Below are 19,186 nucleotides of genomic sequence, written 5' to 3'. Positions count from 1 at the left end.
CGTGTGAATTACCAAGTAAAAAACCAGCGAAACGGAGAGATTTCGCCGGCTGAGTAACTACTCAATCATTGCGTGAGTAGGTGAGTTCGCATATCAAGCGGGAGTCACTGCGCAACTTTTAAGTTGAAGGGTAGGGGGAGCAGTACTCGATACGCTCACTCTAGTTAGGATTATAATTGAAAATGAGGAAAATCAAAGAATTTACACTCCAAAAAGCCATGTTTTTTAAAACGGTGTTAGTGACGTATAATGAAGTTAACAAATTAGAGGGGGTTTACCATGACTGAAAAAAGTGTTTTTCACGTTAACGGGTATCTCGGACTCATCGTTGCCATTTTGTTAGTACTAGGTGGTGGCTGGCTGTTTCTGTTACGGTCAGTATTAGGTATTGCTTTAGGCGCTATTTTAATTTTCATTGCCCTCATTGGAAGCAGTTCTTTAACGATCATTGCACCCAACGAGGCAAAAGCGATGACTTTCTTCGGTAAATATATTGGGACTATTCGAACGGCCGGTTTGTTTATGACGGTGCCGCTAACGAATAAACAATCGATTTCACTGCGAGTACGAAACTTTAACAGTAATCTGCTGAAGGTTAACGACTCTCGTGGTAATCCGGTAGAAATTGCGGCAGTCATCGTGTTCAAGGTTGTCGATACCAGCAAAGCTTTATTTGATGTTGATGATTATGAACAATTCGTTGAGATTCAAAGCGAGTCGGCTATTCGGCATGTTGCTTCGGAATTCCCCTATGACGCTTTTAATGAACAGGAAACGTTAACGTTGCGGAGTAATCCCACCGAAGTTTCTAATAAACTAACTGCCGAACTCCAGTCGCGTCTCCAGATTGCCGGTGTTGAGGTGGTTGAAACGCGTTTGACCCACTTGGCTTACGCTACTGAAATCGCCAGTGCGATGCTGCAGCGGCAACAATCTTCAGCCATTTTGTCAGCAAGAAAAATCATTGTGGACGGGGCCGTTTCAATTACGGAAGACGCCATTGCAAAGCTAGAACAGGACACTGATTTGAAGCTGACTGATGACCGGAAGCTCCAACTGATCAATAATGTGATGGTCACGATTATTTCTGAGCGGGGGACACAACCCGTTATCAGCACAAGTGATACTGAATAAGCAGGAAGTTTAGATGGATAAAAGTTTCGGCTAGTTTCTTGACCGAAAAGAGACTTAACATTTGCTTTTATTCAACACGCTGATCTAGCTTAAATAGTTCCACAACTCAGATTCCAAAAAAACTGCGTATTCCGCCAAAGTTCGGAGTACGCAGTTTTTGTGTTAAATTCTGGAATCTAGCGCGTTGTGTCGCACTCTCTTTAATTTTAGAGCACATCTAATGGTAATTTTTCAGTAGGTGCTGGGTAAGCTTCATCCAAAAGCTTCAGGTCGTCAGCGGTTAGCTGAATATCGCCAGCTAACACGTTTTCCTTTGCGTGGTCAGCGTTACTGCTTTGCGGAATGGCTAACACTTGCTGGTGAGAAACAACCCAAGCTAATAGGATCTGGTAAGCAGAGGCGTTGTGCCGTTGAGCAACTTTGAGGACGTTAGGGTTGCGGTCCAGATGATCGTTCAATTGATCAGGCGCACCAACGGGACTATAAGCGATGAAGGGTAATTCGTGTTTAGCTTGCCAGTCTAGCAGACTGTACTCGACACCGCGACTGCCTAAGTTAAATAAATCTTCGTTAGCAGCCGCTTTAGCACCATTTGATAATTGCCAGAGTTCTTCAAGGTCGCTAACATCAAAGTTTGAGATCCCCCAAGCTTTGGTTTTTCCCGCCGTTGTGAGCCGTTGCAATTCGTCGACTGTTTCGGCCAGTGGAGTGGTTCCGCGCCAATGATAAAGGTAAAGGTCGACTTCATCAACGCCTAATCGCTTTAAGCTAGCGTCTAGACTGCATTCCATGTGCTGTTTGGAAGCATTCGTTGGTAAAACTTTTGAAATCAGGTACAGTTGGTCACGGGGAATAGCCTTAATGGCTTTGCCAACCAACGTTTCTGCACGGCCTGAACCATACATTTCAGCGGTGTCGATGACCTTTGCACCGGCGGCTAAACCAGCGTGAATGGCGTTAATTTCCTGTGTTTGCAACGTGGGGTCGTCTCCCATATGCCAAGTACCCATACCAATAGCTGGAACTTGATTACCCGCAATGGTGACTGTTTTCATACAAACATCTCCTTGTGATTTAAAAGCTGACATTCAATTCCTATTGTAAAATATTCATCAGTATTATACCAACTCTGCAGCCTCTAAAATTTGCTGTGAAAAGTCAGTGAGCTGTTCAGGTAAGTTGTCCAAATCGAAAAAGGCGACTTTATCCGTTTCACCGGCTTGAGGAGTGAGTTGGTTATCTTGAGTAAAGGCTTGATAAACCGCAATCACAGCGTCAATTTGATCGCCGTTGGGATAACTGAATTGCATGGACGGTCCGCTTAAAAGGGTCTTAAATTTAAAGTTAACTGCGTGAACCCCAGTTTCTTCTGTGACTTCACGGTTAGCAGTTTCGGCGAGCGACTCCCCGATTTCTTTTGAACCAGACGGCAGTCCCCATAAATGAGTATCGCTGCGGTGAACAAACAATAGTTGCGCACTGGCATTATAAACAAGCCCAGCGGCGCCGGTTGAAATTAACGGTTGGTGACCAACCCGTTTTCTTAAGTTTAGAATATAGCCCATAGGATCACCTCATTAATAATAACTTTTTAATTAATTTCATTATGCGTGATGGATGGTGATAATTAAAGCGTTTTATTAGGTTTTGTGGCTGATTATACAATTGAGAAGCCTTGCACTATATTAAAATAGTTGTTAAAATATACTCATTTATTTCTAATATTGCTTTGAGGAAAGTTCAATGTTTCAAATACATAAGCGGTTATTTACCGCTACAGGAGGAATCTTATGAGTTTTAAGAGTACATTCTTACGCCAAGAAGATCCAGCTGTCTATCAAGACAAGGATTCGCATTTGGCTCGTGTTTTAGGCGTAAAGGATATCTTAGCCTTAGGGGTTGGGACCATTGTTTCGACCTCTATCTTTACTTTACCGGGGGTCGTTGCAGCACAGCATGCCGGTCCAGCCGTGGCACTATCATTCTTAGCGGCAGCTATTGTTGCTGGGTTAGTGGCCTTTGCATATGCCGAAATGGCGGCTGCCATGCCATTTGCCGGATCAGCTTATTCATGGATCAACGTTGTCTTTGGTGAAGGTTTTGGCTGGATTGCCGGCTGGGCACTGTTAGCCGAGTATTTCATTGCTGTTGCTTTCGTTGGTTCAGGGCTTTCCGCGAACTTTCGTGGGTTGATTCAACCATTAGGGATTCAATTTCCTAAAGCACTGGCTAATCCGTTAGGGACTGATGGTGGTGTCATTGATATCACTTCAGTTGTCGTTATTTTAATGGTGGCTTTTCTGCTGTCACGAGGTGCTTCTACAGCTGCCCGTGTTCAGAACACACTGGTTGTCTTAAAAGTGTTAGCAGTTTTGCTCTTCATCATTGTTGGTGCAACTGCACTTCATATGCAGAACTACGTGCCATTCATTCCGGCTCACAAAGTGGTTAATGGCAACCAGTTTGGGGGCTGGCAAGGTATTTACGCCGGTGTTTCGATGATTTTCCTGTCCTACATTGGGTTTGATTCTGTTGCTGCCAACTCAGCTGAAGCCAAGGATCCGCAAAAAACGATGCCACGTGGGATCATGGGGTCATTGGTGATCGCCGTTATCTTGTTCGTTGCCGTTGCGTTGGTCCTTGTTGGGATGTTCCATTATAGCGATTATGCTAACAACGCTGAACCCGTTGGTTGGGCACTGCGTCAAAGTGGTCACACAGTGGTTGCAACAGTCGTTCAAGCGATTGCGGTTGTGGGGATGTTTACCGCGTTGATCGGGATGATGCTTGCTGGTTCACGTCTGGTTTACTCATTCGGCCGTGACGGTTTACTGCCAAAATGGCTGGGTGTGTTGAACGACAAGCAGTTGCCTAACCATGCGCTGTCAACTATCACCATTGTTGGTGTGGTTATCGGTTCATTGTTCCCATTTGCCTTTTTGTCACAATTGATTTCTGCAGGGACTTTGATTGCCTTTATGTTCGTGTCTCTAGGGATCTACAAACTGCGTCCTCGTGAAGGAAAAGATATTCCTGATCCTTCGTTTAAGATGCCGCTTTACCCAGTACTGCCGTTTGTTGCCTTTTTAGGTGCACTCGCTGTCTTCTGGGGATTGGATAAAGACGCTAAAATCTATGCTTTAGTCTGGTTTATTTTTGGACTGCTGGTTTACCTATTATATGGTGCCAAGCATTCTTCGTTAAATACAAATCCAAATACGAAACAAAAGTAGTTAAATGAGGACCCCAAAGCACAACGTTTTGGGGTTTTCGTTTAAATCAGGATTGATGGAGGAAAATCATGAGTGAAAATGAACGAATCTTAAAAAACGAAGCACCAGCACTTTCTAACGCTGCGCGGGTGAAGTATTTCAATATTGTCATCGAATCAGGCAAGGGTGCCACCGTCACGGATGCTGATGGTAAAACATACATTGATTTGCTGGCAAGTGCTTCAGCAACCAACACTGGGCATTCACATCCTCACGTAGTTAAAGCAGTTCAAGATCAGGCGGCTAAATTACTGCAGTATACACCGGCGTACTTTGCAAACGATGCTGCTGCTAAATTAGCCCCGCGATTGGCAGCTTTGGCGCCTATCAGCGGTCCAACCACTTTAGGTTGGGGTAATTCGGGTTCGGATGCCAACGATGCGATCATTAAATTTGCTCGGGCTTATACTGGGCGTCCCTACATTGTGAGCTTTACGGGAGCGTATCATGGGTCCACATACGGCTCAATCAGTGTGTCATCAGTGAGCCTGAACATGAGCAGAAAGATTGGCCCATTGTTACCAGACATCGTTAAGGTGCCGTTCCCAGATCCCTGGAAACGACTTGATGGAGAATCCGAAGAGGCCTTTGTTGATCGGATGTTCGATGCCTTTAAGCTGCCGTTTGAAACTTATCTACCTGCTGAAGAAGTCGCTGCTATTTTGATTGAACCGATTCAAGGTGACGGCGGGATCGTTAAAACACCGGATGCATACATGCATAAAATTTACGATTTTGCTAAGGCAAACGGGATTTTGTTTGCAGTGGATGAAGTTAACCAAGGCATGGGCCGGACGGGTAAGTGGTGGTCAATTCAGCATTTTAATCTGGAACCAGATCTGATGTCAGTTGGTAAATCTCTGGCTTCGGGCTTACCACTAAGTGCGGTCATTGGCCGTCAAGAAATTATGAATTCGTTGGGTTCACCTGCCAACGTGTACACCACGGCCGGCAATCCCGTGACTACGGCTGCTGCCATGGCCACCATTGATGTGATTGAAGATGAACACTTGTTGGAACGCAGTACGGCGCTGGGCAAGAAAGCCAAAGCCTTCTTTGAAGACGAGAAAAAGAAGTTTAACTTTATTGGCGATGTCCGGATGTATGGCTTAGACGGCGGTATCGACATCGTTGATCCTGAGACGGGTAAACCGAATGCTGACGCCACGACTAAGATTATTTACCGGGCGTTTGAACTGGGTGCCATCATCATCAGTTTAAAGACCAATGTGCTTAGATTCCAGCCACCGCTGGTCATCACTGATGAACAGCTGCAATCGGCATTTGATATCCTTGATCAGGCCTTCAGTGAGCTTGCTGCTGGCAAACTTTCACTGCCTGATAACGCGGACGAAATTGGCTGGTAGTCGTTAAAATTTAATTGAATTGATTTTAGATGGAAGAGCGGATACGTAAATTTATCACGCTCTTTTTTGTTTTCATGGTTTTTCATAGATCACTTTCAGTGCCAGTTTGAAATGTTTACGGGTTATAAAACACTAGTTTGGTGGTAGTGAAAAAGTTTTACCCGTTAATTGACTAAAAATTGGGTAAAATTTTATTGAAATTAAAGTAAGCGTTTACAAAGTTTGCACAATTGTGCTAGAATGTTCCTAGGCTATCGAGGAAGGGTAGCAAAATGAATATTGGAAGCGCTTGCTAAGCAAACGACGATTGTCGCATTTGAAATATATCCTGTTATTGATTTTATCGTTTGCGTAGCGAGTTGCTCCTAAAATACAGGAGGCATGAGTCATGAGTAAAAACAGTGACAAGATTACACTGAATCCTGAATCGTTTGCAGAGGCGGTCCTTGGTGGTAATCCCAAGCGCGATGACGAAGAAGATAAAGTTTATATCAAACGTCAGTTAACGCTTTATCTAGAAGCATTGTTGTTGGCACAAGACTTTAATGATCTTGAGGAAACTCGGTTTGACGTTGCTAAGTCAGAACAGCGTAGTAAGATCCTTTCAAAGATCATTGAGCATCGTTACGAAGGTTCAGGAAGTGGCGAATAATCATGAAAGAAAAAACAGAGAGTCATGTTAAACAGTATACATCATACGCATTAGGGGCCTTTGGGCATGATGCGTTCTACGCAACGTTAAGTACTTATTTGATGTTGTTCATTACCAGTGAATTATTTAACGGCGCTGCAAAAGGTGTCAAGTCACATATGATTCTGACAATCACCACGATGATGATGATTATTCGGTTAGTTGAAATTGTTTTTGACCCAATCATTGGTGGGATTATCGATAACACCGAGACCAAATATGGTAAGTTTAAGCCATGGTTGTTAGTTGGTGCCGGTGTCAGTGCTATTTTCTTAGTTTTGATTTTTACGGATTTTGGTGGCTTAACTAATTCCAATCCAATGCTTTACGTTGTTTTGTTTGGTATCTGTTATGTCATTATGGATATTTTCTACTCGTTTAAAGATATTGCACTTTGGTCAATGCTCCCTGCTTTGAGTGTTGATGAAAAGGTTCGTAATAACTTTGGTACGACTGGTCGTTTAGGCTCAACCATCGGTGCCCAAGCGGTTCCAATTATCATTTTCCCTCTGATTGTGTTCTTCTCACACGTGTTCTCAGGAACAAGTGGTCAGACTAAGACTCAAGCTGGTTGGATTGGGTTTGCCGTTGTTATCGCAATCTTCTCATTCGGTGGTGCTTTATGCACGGCTTTGGGAACTCATGAAAATACCAGTTTGATTCGTCAAAACACTGAACGTACTGGTGTTATCGGTATTTTCAAAGCGTTAGGTAAGAACGACCAGTTGATGTGGTTGGCAGCTTCATACTTCCTATTTGCGTTAGGTTACGTTGTGACTAACTCATTGTTAGCTTACTACTTCACTTACGTATTGGGTCAGTCAAACAAGTTCACCTTTGCCGGCTGGATCATGGCCATCTTGGGTGTCATCTCAGTTTCTCTCTTCCCAGTGATCGTTGCAAAAGTTCACCGTAAAGCCATTTACGTTGGCGGTATTGCCATGATGTTAATCGGTTATGTTTTGTTCTTGTTTGCAGGGCACAGTCTACTTGGCGTCTTGGTTTCCGTTGCCGTCTTCTTCTTCCCATACCCAATGATCTTCTTGGCCGCTTTGATGACCATTACTGATAGTGTTGAATATGGTCAATGGAAGAATGGTACCCGGAACGAATCCGTTACCCTTTCTATCCGACCATTGATCGATAAGTTGGCCGGTGCGGTTGCTAACGGTGTTGTTGGGATCGCTGCCGTTCACTCTGGTATGACTGGGAACGCTGCGCCAAGCAGTATCAGTGCAGCTCAATTGTCAAACTTTAAGATGTACATGTTCTATGGACCAATGATTTTGGTTGCAGTTGCTGCTATTGTTTACTACACCAAGGTTAAGTTGAGTGAATCTCGACATGAACAAATTGTTAAAGAACTTGAAACTAAGTTAAAAGCTGAAAAAGCCGAAAAAGAAGCAACTGACGCACAATAAGCGTTGATTAAGAAACCGTAATGGTCACTACCGAGATAGTGGCGTTACGGTTTTTTTGTTTCTGCAATTTAGGAATAAGGACGACTTCACTAAAAAGGGTACACATGTTCGCTCCTACTTGGTATACTATTCAGGTATTCTAGAGACGCAGGCTTGTATTTTCAGGATAAGCGTGTTGTAATATGATAAGTAGATTAAAATTTGTTAAGAGAAGAGAGCGAAGCAGAATGGAAAATAAACGACATATTTCAACCCGAGAAGTGGTTTACTTGGCGATGCTGATCGCAGTGACCGTCGTCATTTCAAGATTTTTCTTAATTCCTGTTCCGATGACGCATGGGAACATTAATCTTTGTGATGCCGGCATATTTATTGCAGCAATTTTACTAGGCAGAACACAGGGGGCAGTTGTTGGTGCCTTCAGCGGTTTACTGCTTGATTTGATTTCAGGATACACGCAGTACATGATTTTCTCGTTTATTGTCCACGGTTTAGAAGGCTTTGTTGCCGGTTGGATTGGTGGCAAGAAAACCAAATCTGCTAAAATCATTGCTATGATCATTGGTGTTTTAGTCATGGTGGCAGGTTATTGGGCAACTGATAGTTTGCTTTATGGTTTCAAAGTTGGCTTGATAGGTGTGCCTACCAACTTTATTCAGGGAATTGTTGGTGGTGTCGTGGCTTACGTGGTTTCCGTTCCGTTGGAGAATCGGTTACCCAGATTAATTGGCTAAGATATGGTGGAAACATTGCATAACCAGCCTTTTTTAGTTGCGGAAGATCTTTCGGCTATCGGTACGATGTCCTTGGGAGTTGCCGTACCGATTTTAGCGGCGTTTGGTGTACCAGCTGCGATTTTACCGACACAGGTGCTATCTACTCAAACTGAGGGCTTTGGTGTACCAGCCAAACAATTTTCAGCACAGTGGCTTAGCGAGACAATCGACCATTGGCAAAACGAGGGCATTCAGCTCTCTGGTGGTTTGATTGGCTATGTTGGTCAAGTGACATTGCTTAATGAATTAATTCAATTAGTAATGTCCCAGCAACTGCATCCGTTAATTGTTGATCCCGTGATGGGTGATGACGGTAGCCTTTATCCTGGCTTGCCAGCGACTTATGTACCAACAACGCGAGAATTAGTTGCTCATGCAGACGTGATCACACCTAATTGGACTGAAGCACACTTATTAGCTGAGATACCATTGACGTACCGACAACCTAGTGAGGCCGTTATTACTAGTTTATTTGCAAAACTGTCAGCTGTTTGCGGCCCGCAAACACGAATTGTCATTACCGGAATTCCCAGCGATGATGCTGTGCTGACGGCTTATCAAGTCAATCACGAACTGCGAACAGTTTCGACAAAATTGCGGGATGGTCATTTTTACGGAAGCGGTGACGTTTTTTCAGCGCTACTTGGAGCGGCACTTATGCGTGGTGCAGGGTTTGAAACAGCGGTTAAAATCGCGGTGAAAGGTGATGCAATTTGCCTAGATCAGACTTCAGAAGTTGGTTATCAGCGGCGATTTGGCATGCAGACGAGCGGGTTGTTAAAGTGGCTAATGCTGACGGTTATCCCAGGTCTTGATTCATCTCATTAATTGGTTCAAACTGGTCTTAAACCAATACTCATCAGAGAAGGGGAACTGGACATGATTGATACGAACGTAAATCGACGCCAAGGGAATAACGTGAAGTGGTCAGTTACGAAGGATGACGAACAGCTGTTGCCCATGACTGTGGCTGATATGGATATTGCGACACCTCAGTTTATTAGAGAAGCGATGCAACGCGTATTAGACAAGAAAGTACTGGGTTACACGATGCCCAGCACCGGCTTTTATAACGCCATCATTCATTGGCAGAAGATGTACCATAATGTCACTCTCAAGCGAGATCAGTTGATTATTGTTCCCAGCGTGGCCGTTGGCTTATCTTTCGTTATTCGGCATTTAACGCAGGTCAATGACGGTATTATTGTGATGTCACCATACTATCCGCCATACCGACAGCTAGTGGTTGACAATCAGCGCCAATTTATTGAATTCCCATTGGTTCAGCGAGAGGGACAGTACGTCATTGATCTCGAACGCTTGGATCAAGTGATGGCCGAGTCCCAAGCTAAAGCCATTATTGTCTGCAACCCACATAATCCTGGTGGCTGCGTTTGGACGACATCAGAGTTACAGCGGATTCAAGATATTGCTAACGCACACAACGTTTTGGTGTTTGCTGATGAGATTCATGATGACGTTGCCTTTTCTGACAATCTGCCAGTTTCGATGATGTCTGATTTAATGGGTGAGGCGGCCGATAATCAAACGGTTTTGCTGAAGTCAGCAACTAAAGCTTTTAATCTGGCGGGGGTCAAATGTGCCTACTTGGCCGTTAAGAATCCGCAACTACTAGCCGTTTTAAAACAAGCGGCAGCTGCTGAAGCGATTGAAGAAGTGAATACGTTAGGACTGGTCGCCACTCGAACGGCTTATGAACAGGGTGCTGACTGGTTAGCGGAAGTGAACGCTTATTTAGAAGCAAACCGTAACTTGGCGTATGACTATTTGCGTGAAGAAGTGCCGATGATTCGACCAATGTATCCTGAAGGGACTTATCTCATGTGGCTGGATTTCATGGCCTATGGGCTAACGGATGATGAGCTTGATAAGAAGCTGCGCGAACTTGGCCATCTTTGTCTTAATCCGGGAATTGATTATGGTAAGACAGGTAGTGGCTTTATGCGCCTTAACTTTGCAGTGGATCGAGCGGTTTTAAAAGATGCTCTAAAACGGCTGAAAACTTTTGATCAAACTGTAAGGAAAAAATGATTTTTAACATAAACTAAACATAATAATAAAAATGTCTGATTTATTGGTTTTTATAGCCAGAAATCAGGCATTTTTTAATTTTTGTCTTGCTTGTTACTGAATTGTAAAACGATTTCAAGAAATGTTCATCATTTAGTCGTAAGTAGTTCTTATTGATTTGATAATTTATACACATAAGAAAAAAAGGAGGCGGCGTGAATGAGTGAAGCACCCGAAATTGTAGTAGGTCGACTAGTTCGATGTCACCATGCGCAAATGAGTCAACCGTTTATTGCGCGAGTATGTCAGGTATTTGGAAATCGGCTAGTCGTTGAGGTGATGAACTTTCACTTTCATGATCGCCGAGTAGTTGAAGAAAATCAATATAAGCTCGTAGTTGAAGCTAACGATGCTAAGAACATGGTAATTATCCAGTGTCAACGACGGAAAGGATGATCAACATGATTAAAATCAACGATATCGTAACTTGTCAGCCCAACGGTAATCTGACATGTGCATTCGTAGGTAGAGTAGAACACATTTATGAACGAACAGTGATGGTGACTGTGTTGGATCATCAGCCCTGTGATCGGTTTAAGGTAGCTGAACTCATGGGCCGGGTGATCGTTGCTAAAACCAAAGTTAAAACACAGGCAGAAACAGCTCGGCCACGCAAAGTTGCGAAAGTACAATAAAAAAGGATCTGCAAAATCAGTTTGAAAAACTGATCCGCAGATTTTTTTTATTGTACTGTATTTAATTATTCAGCAACAAAGTCGGTTTTGTTAAAGAAATCAACCTTAATGTCATCGTCTGTAATGGTGAGTTTTGAGATGCTACCGTTAATGGTGGGAACACCCACGTCGAGTTCTGGCGCGTAACGGTCAATGATAGAGCGAATCGTCATTCCGTGAGAGACCACTAGAACTTGATCACCATCATTGGTATTATCACGTAATTTGTTGAAACCGCGATCCAGGCGTTCCCAGAACATGTCGTTACTTTCCGCTTCACCATAGAGGTCAGCTTTATGAATCAAATCGCGCGCCTTTTCCAAACCGTATTTTCCCAATACGGCTGATTCGGAGGTTAACTGCACTTGTTCGCCAACGAATTGCCACATCTGATTGGCATCGTTACCTTCGAAATAACCGTGGCACTGTTCGCGAAATTCAGGGTATTGATAACTGATGATATTAATGTTTTCGGGATTAGCTTTCAAGATATAAGAAGCCGTTTCGATTGCGCGACCTGAATCACTGCTGTACGCGGCGTTGAAATTAATGGCCTTCAGCTGTTGACCTGCACGTTTAGCGTCAGCGATTCCCTTGTCAGTTAACGGGGAATCAATCCAGCCCTGAATCTTATTATAATGGTTCAGCATTGTTTGGCCGTGCCGAACGAAGTACGCAGTAAATGTTTTCACAGTAAGCCCTCCTAGGATGAAAAGTGAATTTAATTCACATTCATTATAGCAATTTCCCCAATTAATTTCCAAAGTACAACTGTTTTAGTCACGCTTTTTCTGAGTTGATCTGTAAGTGATCAGTGACCAGATACCCGTTGCGATTGCTAACAGCACGCCGATGACGGATCCCCAGATACCAACGCTGAGACCAGGTGTATGATAAGTCAGCTTAATGTGATGAGTACCACTAGGCAACGTTGCGCCGACAAAACCAGCGTTGACGAGCTGTGTTTTGCGTGGCTGACCATCAATACTTAGCTGCCAACCCTTGCTGTAAGGAATACTGGTGGTTAGGATGCGCTTGTGATTGCCATCTGAAGTCCCTTTGATCTGATTATTGGATACCCGTTGGTGAATCAAACCAGTCTTTTGTAATTGGGTGGTTTGCTGCCGATATTGAGTACCATACGGCACCGCAATCACCTTAACGTGTTTAAAATGAATCTTTTCTGCAGTGGTAAACGATAAGTTAATCGTTTTTCGGCGTTTCGTGGAATAGCCGAGGTTGATCAGCAGGTGGTCCTTAGGCTCATAGTCAGAAAGGTTATTGATGCCAAACTGATTATAGACGGTTTGACCGCGACTGGTTTTGATGTTCATGGTATACGCGTTAAATAGCGGATGATTGATGATGGAACGCCAATTATTTTTTTGCTGGCCCTTTGGTAAGGGTGTGCCTGCAAATTGCGATTGGGTGGCAAAATAATTTAAGCGCTTTGCGGTATCCGGGAAGCTGGTTGAGATGCCAGAGAGATCCAAATAGAGTTCAGTGCCTTGTACCTGCTTAGGATGCTTCAACTTTAGGGCGTAAGTTTGCTGTTGTCCAAGGGCATCACTGGTCATTTCGTGCAGACCGTTTCGATTAGCTTGCGTATTATTATCAATGATCGTTTGATTTTGGATCAACAAGTTGTTGACCTTGGTTGAAGGCTTATCCAAACCGGTGGCTGCGGCGTAATTAGCGGCATCCTTTGGTGATAGTGGCTGCTTACCAATGGCAGCCGACTGGGAATGCTTGGTATTATGCTGCAGGCGATAGTTGATTAAGCCTGGAATGTCTACAATTGGTTCACTGGTTAATTGAACGTTGTAGCCCACGTGTTTAGTGGTGGTTTTAAGTTGGGCTGTGGGTACGCCAGTGACTTTCTTTTTCACACTAACGCCTTCCAATAAAGCTTCTTGACGTTGGAGGGCGGAAAGCTTCTTAAAGGTATTTGAGGTGATTTGGGAATCTTGTGTGTAGATTAGTGGTAATGCATAGCGGTTTTTTAAGACGGTAGTACCCGTACCGTTACCAACTGAGTAAATGGGGTGGTCTTCGAAAATAGCCGGTTTTCCACCCTTAGTTTTTAATGGTTTAAAGCCGTAAGGAATGGCTTGTTGATTTAGCATGTCGTCTTCACGCGCAAATAAGTATTTAACGTTGAGTAACGACAGCATTGAACCGCGTGTATCAGCCCCACTAGTCGGATTATTCATACTGTTTTGGAAGTTCGCCAGTTGCTGATTAAACTGGTTGACGTCCCCGTTCTGTACTGAATAGTACGAACTGATGGTGTGCGTATTTAACAACATGGGAATGTTATTGCCTACGGTTGTCATCGTGTAGTAGTTATTAGTGGTTGATGTGCGATAGAAACTTTTATCGTGTTTGTTCAGGTACTGGTCAGCACCGTCAAAGTACCACTTAGACCACTGACTAGCAGTATTGGTGGGAAGTTCATTTTCAGTAGAACCGCTGTAATTATCGTCGTAAAAGCTCAGACCAGTGGTAATGGCGTTGAGCATAACTAGACCTAATAAGCCAACTTTTAATGGCTGGTAAAACTGGGGTCGTAGTAGGAGTAAGCTAAAGGCCCAGACGAACAGCATAAAAATCAAGTAAGTCAGTAGCTGAATCTGACGGAACTTGAATAGGTAGCCGTTAGCAATCCAAATAATGATGATTAAACCGGCAACGACACCCGTCAGCCAGATGAAGTCTCGGGTCGTATAGCGATTTAAATGATCCATCAACGTGGCGGCGGTTAAGGCAAAGACCAGTTGCGCCATCATCAGCCAACGGTTAGAAGGCGTACTCATGACGTTCAACGTGGCGGCTACGGCTGGAAACAGCAGTCCAATAGCAATTAAGATCAGGGTGATATTGAGTGCCAGATAGCGTTTGAAGCGGCGTAATGTCCAGACCATGGCAATCAGTGATAGACCACTAGTGGCAATCAACGCCCAGTAATAGATGTTGCCGTTTGAAGTCAGCAGATTATCGGGGAGTGTTCGGTAATAAACTTCTGGATACCAGCGCAGATTGTTCGCAAAAATCGATCCGCCCATCCGTGAGCTATTCATCATGGAGATGATGTTTGGTAACAAAATAACCGCTGATATTAGCAATGCGATAATCATTGCTATCATCAAGCGTAGCAGCAGCTGCCATAGTTTTGGTAATGACACTTTTTTGTGTTTCAGATCAAGGTATCTTATTGCCAAGAAGATTAGTGCACCGAATGCCATTAGATAAGCAAAATAAACGTTGCAGATTAAAATCGCGGCGGTAACAATACTCAGCCACCACCAGGATTTACCCTGTAATACCCGGTCGATGCACAGGCAGAGCAGGGGGAAGAAAATCATTGGCAGCAAAAAGAACGGGTGGTGGTAACTAACGTAAAAGGCAAAACCGTTAAAGGTGTAAATGAGGGCACCAAAAACTTGACCCGCAGGTTTGAAGTGAAAATGTTTCGCCAGTGCGATGAACGATAGGCCCACAACGTATAGCCGCAGGATTGTCAGCAACGTATAGCCGAGTTCGATTTGATGTGCCGGAAATAGTGCGATTAAGTAGCTAAAGGGATCACCAACTAGATAGTAGGCAAAAGTGGTCATCTGATCCGCACCAAGGCCCAGATTCCAAGACCAGCTAAAGAGTGACTGGTGGGCAGTGCCATGGAGGATGCGGTAGAACTCTTTTAAAATGGGGTAGTGCTGGGCAATGCCGTCTAAGTTCCAGATTGTCGAGTGGCCAGTAGCACGCAGGGTGCCAAAAGTAACGGCTGTAATCATTATAAATGCCAGCGAGTAGGCCAACCACACGTGCATTTGATAGGTTTTACGTTTCAAGATGAATTCTCCCTGTTTTTCGTGATAATTCATTATCGCATATGTTGTGGAAAATAAAAAAGGCCACGCGGATGCGCAGCCTTTCTAGTTAGTGACTTAAAATTAGTTTTTGTCCATTGCGTGGCCACCGAATTCGTTACGGAGGGCAGCAACGACTTTACCGTTAAAGGTATCGTCTTGTAATGAACGGAAACGCGTCATAACAGCATCGGCGATAACGGGAGTTGGTACACCATGAGCCATGGCGTCTTCAACAGTCCATTGACCTTCACCGTTAGAGTGCATACGACCCTTAATGGCATCAAGCTTAGGATCTTTGCTGAAGGCGTCTTGGATCAATTCCATGAGCCAGCTACGGATAACTGAACCGTGGTTCCAAACCTTAGCAACGGCTTCGTAGTCGTAGTCAAAGTCAGAAGCATCAAGAACTTCAAAACCTTCACCCATAGCGGCCATCATACCGTATTCGATACCATTGTGGACCATCTTCAAGTAGTGACCTGAACCGGCCTTACCAGTGTAAAGGTAACCGTCTGGTAATGAAATGTCGTCAAATAGTGGACGAATAACTTCGAAAGTAGCGGCATCGTCGCCACCAATCATGAAGTTACCACCATTGAGGGCACCACGCCAGCCGCCTGAAGAACCGCAGTCAAAGTAGTGAATCCCTTTTTCGCCAAGAAGACGGTTGTGACGGAGTGAGTCTTTCCAGAAAGTGTTACCACCATCGATTAAGATGTCGCCTTCGTTTAAGGCTTCAGCTAAAGAATCGATTGTAGCATCAGTTGGCTTGCCAGCAGGAACCATTACCCAAACAATCTTTGGTGATGGTAATTGGCTGACCATGTCTTCCAAACTCGTTGCTTTGGCAGCGCCATAAGTAGCTGCTTCGTCAACTAAGTCAGAGTTTAAGTCGAAACCGACCACTTCGTTGTTATTACGAATCATGTTTTGGGCTAAGTTAATACCCATCTTACCTAATCCAATTAAACCTAATTTCATTAGAAAAACTCCTCATTTCTTTTTTCAAGGGAATTTACAACAGAATCAGTATATAAGATTATCTCAGCTTTCGCAAGGGAAAATGTAAAAAAATTACAGTTTTATTTTCAGAAATGAAAATACTGTAAACGTTCTAATGGTTAAGAAATTGGGCTAGCAGGGTCAATCCAAGCCAAATAATAACTAGAGGCCATTTTAATTGTAGCAATAATGCAGCGACTTCTCGTAACATAGCAGGAAATAATGCTTCAGTGGTGGTCCAAGCACCAGCAAGTCTGACTGGTAAGCCTTGCTGCCAAGCCAGTAATTTGCTACGTACCAGGTGATAGTCGCTGGTCACGATTAAAATGGTCGGCTGGTGTGAGCAGTGCCAGTCGTCTTCAATGATCTGTTTCGAAAATGTAAGGTTCGTTGCAGTTGAAGTAGCAGCCTGTTCGAGGAGTAATTGCCGTGGCAGAATTTGATGTCGAGTTAAGTAGGCAGCCATCACGGCAGCTTCACTCTGCGGTTCATCACTGCCTTGACCACCAGTTAATACGAGTTTTGGTGGAATGGATTGGTCGTTGTAAATTGCAATTGCAGTTTGCAGTCGTCTAGTTAAGGTGTTAGAGGGGCCACTAGCGGATACTCTGGCACCCAACACGATTAAATAATCCACCTCCATTGGTTGGTGAGGTTGCTTCTGATACCAGTAAGTCAGCCACAGGTAGAGGGTTGCAACTATATACCAAGTGGTGAAGCCCATGCTAACAGCTGTGGAGACTAAGCGTGTGGGCCAGATAATGATGGGGAGAATGATCAGCAGGTCGATGATGATCAGCCAAGTGAGTAATGGTATTAAGACAAGCCAGCGTTTAGCTTGCCTTTTGATTAGTGGCGTTACAGCCACCAGATTCAGCAGTGTTACAGCGATCAGGATAATGAACAGATTAACCACCTCCTACTTTTCTTCTATTATAGTATATAAAGTTCATTCGAACCGCGGCTTGACTTTTACTGACAGGATTTGTACTATTAATGACAGCTAAGAAACACCGAAGTAGGTGATGGGCAACGATATAGAAACTTGACGGCTGCTGTGAGTCAAGCGTCCCGGATGACCGAATTACAGTGTGGAGCGATCTAGTGAGTAACTGGCGGGTCATTCCGATATTGATGTCGAGCGACGTTGTCATAATATAACGTAACTTGGGTGGTAACGCGGAATTAATTTTCGTCCCTATTAGTCATTGACTAGTGGGGACTTTTTTATACTTTAAGGAGGTTTCTTTGTGACAATTTTAGATGAGCTTAAATGGCGTGGTGCCATTAACCAGCAAACTGATGAAGAAGGATTGACTGATCTTGTTAAAAACAAGTCGGTTGGACTGTACGTGGGGATCGATCCTACGGGTGACTCAATGCATGTTGGGCACTTGATCCCCTTTATGATCTTGAAACGGTTTCAACTAGCTGGCCACCGGCCTTACATTGTGATTGGTGGCGGTACAGGTTCCATTGGTGATCCTAGTGGAAAAAAATCTGAACGAGTTTTGCAGTCAATGGAACAAGTTCACCATAATGAAGCGGCAATTACGGCACAAATGGAACACTTATTTGGGCAGGATGGCAGCTTCAATATCGTAAATAATTACGACTGGTTATCAAAGGTGTCGTTACTCGATTTTCTACGAGATTACGGTAAGCTGTTTAACGTGAATAACATGCTGGCTAAGGAAGTCGTTGCGTCCAGATTGGAAGTCGGGATTTCGTTTACCGAGTTTACTTACCAAATTCTTCAATCAGTCGATTTCCTTCATCTATATCAGGCTGAAGATGTACAACTTCAAGTTGGTGGTGCTGATCAGTGGGGCAATATCACAGCTGGGATTGATCTGATTCACAAAATTGAAGGTGCGGATGCGAAGGCATATGGGTTAACTATTCCGTTAATGCTGAAAGCAGATGGCACTAAGTTTGGTAAGACAGCTGGTGGTGCGGTTTGGCTTGACCCAGAAAAGACGAGTCCTTACGAGTTCTATCAATTCTGGTTAAATCAAGATGATCGTGACGTTGTTAAATATTTGAAATACTTTACCTTCCTTAGTGAAGATGAAATTGCTGATTTAGCTAACAAGGTGGAAACTCAACCAGAGAAGCGTGAAGCTCAACGTCGTCTAGCCGAAGAAGTGACCGCTTTTGTTCATGGTAAGGCAGCAGTGACTGAGGCAGAAAACATTTCTAAGGCGCTTTTCTCAGGAGATGTTGCTGATTTATCTGCAAATGAAATTGAACAGGGCTTTAAGAACATGCCCTCTGTTGAAGTTTCTAACGAGAAACGGAACATTGTGGAATGGTTGGTAGATGTCACAGCTATTGAACCATCTCGACGTCAGGCACGTGAAGACGTTAATAACGGTGCCATTCGCATTAATGGTGAGAAGGTAACGGATGTGAACACTGAAATCGACCCAAGCACTCACTTCGAAGGTAAGTTTGTGATTGTTCGTCGCGGTAAGAAGCGTTACTTCTTAGCAAGAGTTAAATAGGTAACGTCGTATCAAAGGCCGGTCCATTTAAAAATGGATCGGCCTTTTGCGTTAATGTATGTCATATTTAATACCGCTTTGGTTAATGAATAACGGTTTGAAAGTGTCGGGAAAGTTTTTCTGATTTTATTGTAAAAAGTTATTGACCAAGTCGACAATACTTGGTATGATGTTATCTGTTGTCGCGAGAGACATGACACATATACCGATTGAATATTTCAAAAGTTATGTGTTGACATTTCAAAACGATGATGGTATTCTTAATAAGTTGCCTCAGCGAAAGGCATTTCCATTAGGAATGTTGATACAGAAAGTTTTTATTGACTTTCTTAAATCGATGAGATACAATATAAGAGCTGATTCATAAAAGAATTTGCTT

At 43.7% G+C, this 19,186-nt stretch carries 17 protein-coding genes and 1 other annotated feature; of the genes, 11 read left to right on the top strand and 6 right to left on the bottom strand.

The genetic code is table 11. From position 1 onward, the window contains the following. Positions 1–279 precede the first annotated feature (279 nt). Positions 280–1,134, top strand: coding sequence for an SPFH domain-containing protein (locus AC6H04_RS00540; protein WP_497569833.1), 855 nt, complete (start codon positions 280–282; stop codon positions 1,132–1,134). A gap of 206 nt (positions 1,135–1,340) precedes the next feature. Here the strand turns inward: AC6H04_RS00540 and AC6H04_RS00535 are convergent, their stop codons facing one another. Then, a complete protein-coding gene (locus tag AC6H04_RS00535) occupies positions 1,341–2,189 on the bottom strand; it encodes an aldo/keto reductase (protein WP_497569832.1) in 849 nt (282 codons plus the stop codon). Positions 2,190–2,252: 63 nt separating this feature from the next. Continuing rightward, positions 2,253–2,699 carry an NUDIX hydrolase gene (locus tag AC6H04_RS00530; RefSeq protein WP_497569831.1) on the bottom strand — a complete coding sequence of 149 codons (447 nt, stop codon included), beginning with the start codon at positions 2,697–2,699 and terminating at the stop codon, positions 2,253–2,255. A gap of 225 nt (positions 2,700–2,924) precedes the next feature. Between AC6H04_RS00530 and AC6H04_RS00525 the strand changes: the two genes are divergently transcribed. The 9 genes from AC6H04_RS00525 (at position 2,925) to AC6H04_RS00485 (ending at position 11,387) form a co-directional block, all read left to right on the top strand. After that, positions 2,925–4,367, top strand: a complete 1,443-nt coding sequence (locus tag AC6H04_RS00525; protein ID WP_497569830.1) for an APC family permease — start codon at positions 2,925–2,927, stop codon at positions 4,365–4,367. Between the two features lie 68 nt (positions 4,368–4,435). Then, entirely contained in the window at positions 4,436–5,773 is a 1,338-nt protein-coding gene (locus tag AC6H04_RS00520; protein WP_497569829.1) for an aspartate aminotransferase family protein, read from the top strand. Positions 5,774–6,161: 388 nt separating this feature from the next. Further along, entirely contained in the window at positions 6,162–6,425 is a 264-nt protein-coding gene (locus AC6H04_RS00515; protein WP_497569828.1) for a hypothetical protein, read from the top strand. Between the two features lie 2 nt (positions 6,426–6,427). Next, the gene (locus AC6H04_RS00510; RefSeq protein WP_497569827.1) at positions 6,428–7,885 is read left to right on the top strand and encodes a glycoside-pentoside-hexuronide (GPH):cation symporter; all 1,458 of its coding nucleotides are present in this window, start codon (positions 6,428–6,430) and stop codon (positions 7,883–7,885) included. A 227-nt stretch (positions 7,886–8,112) separates the two neighbouring features. Beyond that, complete coding sequence (locus AC6H04_RS00505) at positions 8,113–8,619, top strand: ECF transporter S component (RefSeq protein ID WP_497569826.1); 507 nt, start codon at positions 8,113–8,115, stop codon at positions 8,617–8,619. A 15-nt stretch (positions 8,620–8,634) separates the two neighbouring features. Continuing rightward, positions 8,635–9,489 (top strand): PfkB family carbohydrate kinase, encoded by an 855-nt coding sequence (locus AC6H04_RS00500; RefSeq protein WP_497569825.1) that lies wholly within the window; start codon positions 8,635–8,637, stop codon positions 9,487–9,489. A gap of 51 nt (positions 9,490–9,540) precedes the next feature. Then, positions 9,541–10,713, top strand: a complete 1,173-nt coding sequence (locus AC6H04_RS00495) for a MalY/PatB family protein (protein ID WP_497569824.1) — start codon at positions 9,541–9,543, stop codon at positions 10,711–10,713. A gap of 198 nt (positions 10,714–10,911) precedes the next feature. Then, positions 10,912–11,148, top strand: a complete 237-nt coding sequence (locus tag AC6H04_RS00490) for a hypothetical protein (protein WP_497569823.1) — start codon at positions 10,912–10,914, stop codon at positions 11,146–11,148. A 5-nt stretch (positions 11,149–11,153) separates the two neighbouring features. Then, the gene (locus tag AC6H04_RS00485; RefSeq protein WP_497569822.1) at positions 11,154–11,387 is read left to right on the top strand and encodes a hypothetical protein; all 234 of its coding nucleotides are present in this window, start codon (positions 11,154–11,156) and stop codon (positions 11,385–11,387) included. A 65-nt stretch (positions 11,388–11,452) separates the two neighbouring features. Here AC6H04_RS00485 and AC6H04_RS00480 read toward each other — a convergent pair whose 3' ends face one another. From AC6H04_RS00480 to AC6H04_RS00465, 4 genes are all read right to left on the bottom strand, one after another. Beyond that, positions 11,453–12,118, bottom strand: a complete 666-nt coding sequence (locus AC6H04_RS00480; RefSeq protein WP_497569821.1) for a histidine phosphatase family protein — start codon at positions 12,116–12,118, stop codon at positions 11,453–11,455. Positions 12,119–12,202: 84 nt separating this feature from the next. Further along, complete coding sequence (locus tag AC6H04_RS00475) at positions 12,203–15,277, bottom strand: YfhO family protein (RefSeq protein ID WP_497569820.1); 3,075 nt, start codon at positions 15,275–15,277, stop codon at positions 12,203–12,205. Between the two features lie 102 nt (positions 15,278–15,379). Then, a complete protein-coding gene (gene gnd, locus AC6H04_RS00470; RefSeq protein WP_497569819.1) occupies positions 15,380–16,279 on the bottom strand; it encodes a phosphogluconate dehydrogenase (NAD(+)-dependent, decarboxylating) in 900 nt (299 codons plus the stop codon). A gap of 133 nt (positions 16,280–16,412) precedes the next feature. Next, a complete protein-coding gene (locus AC6H04_RS00465) occupies positions 16,413–17,216 on the bottom strand; it encodes a YdcF family protein (protein ID WP_497569818.1) in 804 nt (267 codons plus the stop codon). An 80-nt stretch (positions 17,217–17,296) separates the two neighbouring features. Further along, positions 17,297–17,503 (top strand) — a binding site (T-box leader). Between the two features lie 47 nt (positions 17,504–17,550). Between AC6H04_RS00465 and tyrS the strand changes: the two genes are divergently transcribed. Continuing rightward, positions 17,551–18,807, top strand: a complete 1,257-nt coding sequence (gene tyrS, locus AC6H04_RS00460; protein WP_497569817.1) for a tyrosine--tRNA ligase — start codon at positions 17,551–17,553, stop codon at positions 18,805–18,807. The last annotated feature ends 379 nt before the right edge of the window (positions 18,808–19,186 follow it).

Source organism: Secundilactobacillus sp. MJ173 (assembly GCF_059704265.1).
This window is presented reverse-complemented; position numbering and strand designations above follow the sequence as displayed.

What these genes read in the sequence shown, in the direction of transcription:
- AC6H04_RS00530 (WP_497569831.1), bottom strand. Translation starts at nt 2,699, where the DNA reads ATGGGCTATATTCTAAACTTAAGAAAACGGGTTGGTCACCAACCGTTA.
- AC6H04_RS00485 (WP_497569822.1), top strand. Translation starts at nt 11,154, where the DNA reads ATGATTAAAATCAACGATATCGTAACTTGTCAGCCCAACGGTAATCTG.
- AC6H04_RS00510 (WP_497569827.1), top strand. Translation starts at nt 6,428, where the DNA reads ATGAAAGAAAAAACAGAGAGTCATGTTAAACAGTATACATCATACGCA.
- AC6H04_RS00535 (WP_497569832.1), bottom strand. Translation starts at nt 2,189, where the DNA reads ATGAAAACAGTCACCATTGCGGGTAATCAAGTTCCAGCTATTGGTATG.
- gnd (WP_497569819.1), bottom strand. Translation starts at nt 16,279, where the DNA reads ATGAAATTAGGTTTAATTGGATTAGGTAAGATGGGTATTAACTTAGCC.
- AC6H04_RS00515 (WP_497569828.1), top strand. Translation starts at nt 6,162, where the DNA reads ATGAGTAAAAACAGTGACAAGATTACACTGAATCCTGAATCGTTTGCA.
- AC6H04_RS00490 (WP_497569823.1), top strand. Translation starts at nt 10,912, where the DNA reads ATGAGTGAAGCACCCGAAATTGTAGTAGGTCGACTAGTTCGATGTCAC.
- AC6H04_RS00540 (WP_497569833.1), top strand. Translation starts at nt 280, where the DNA reads ATGACTGAAAAAAGTGTTTTTCACGTTAACGGGTATCTCGGACTCATC.
- AC6H04_RS00505 (WP_497569826.1), top strand. Translation starts at nt 8,113, where the DNA reads ATGGAAAATAAACGACATATTTCAACCCGAGAAGTGGTTTACTTGGCG.
- AC6H04_RS00525 (WP_497569830.1), top strand. Translation starts at nt 2,925, where the DNA reads ATGAGTTTTAAGAGTACATTCTTACGCCAAGAAGATCCAGCTGTCTAT.
- AC6H04_RS00495 (WP_497569824.1), top strand. Translation starts at nt 9,541, where the DNA reads ATGATTGATACGAACGTAAATCGACGCCAAGGGAATAACGTGAAGTGG.
- AC6H04_RS00520 (WP_497569829.1), top strand. Translation starts at nt 4,436, where the DNA reads ATGAGTGAAAATGAACGAATCTTAAAAAACGAAGCACCAGCACTTTCT.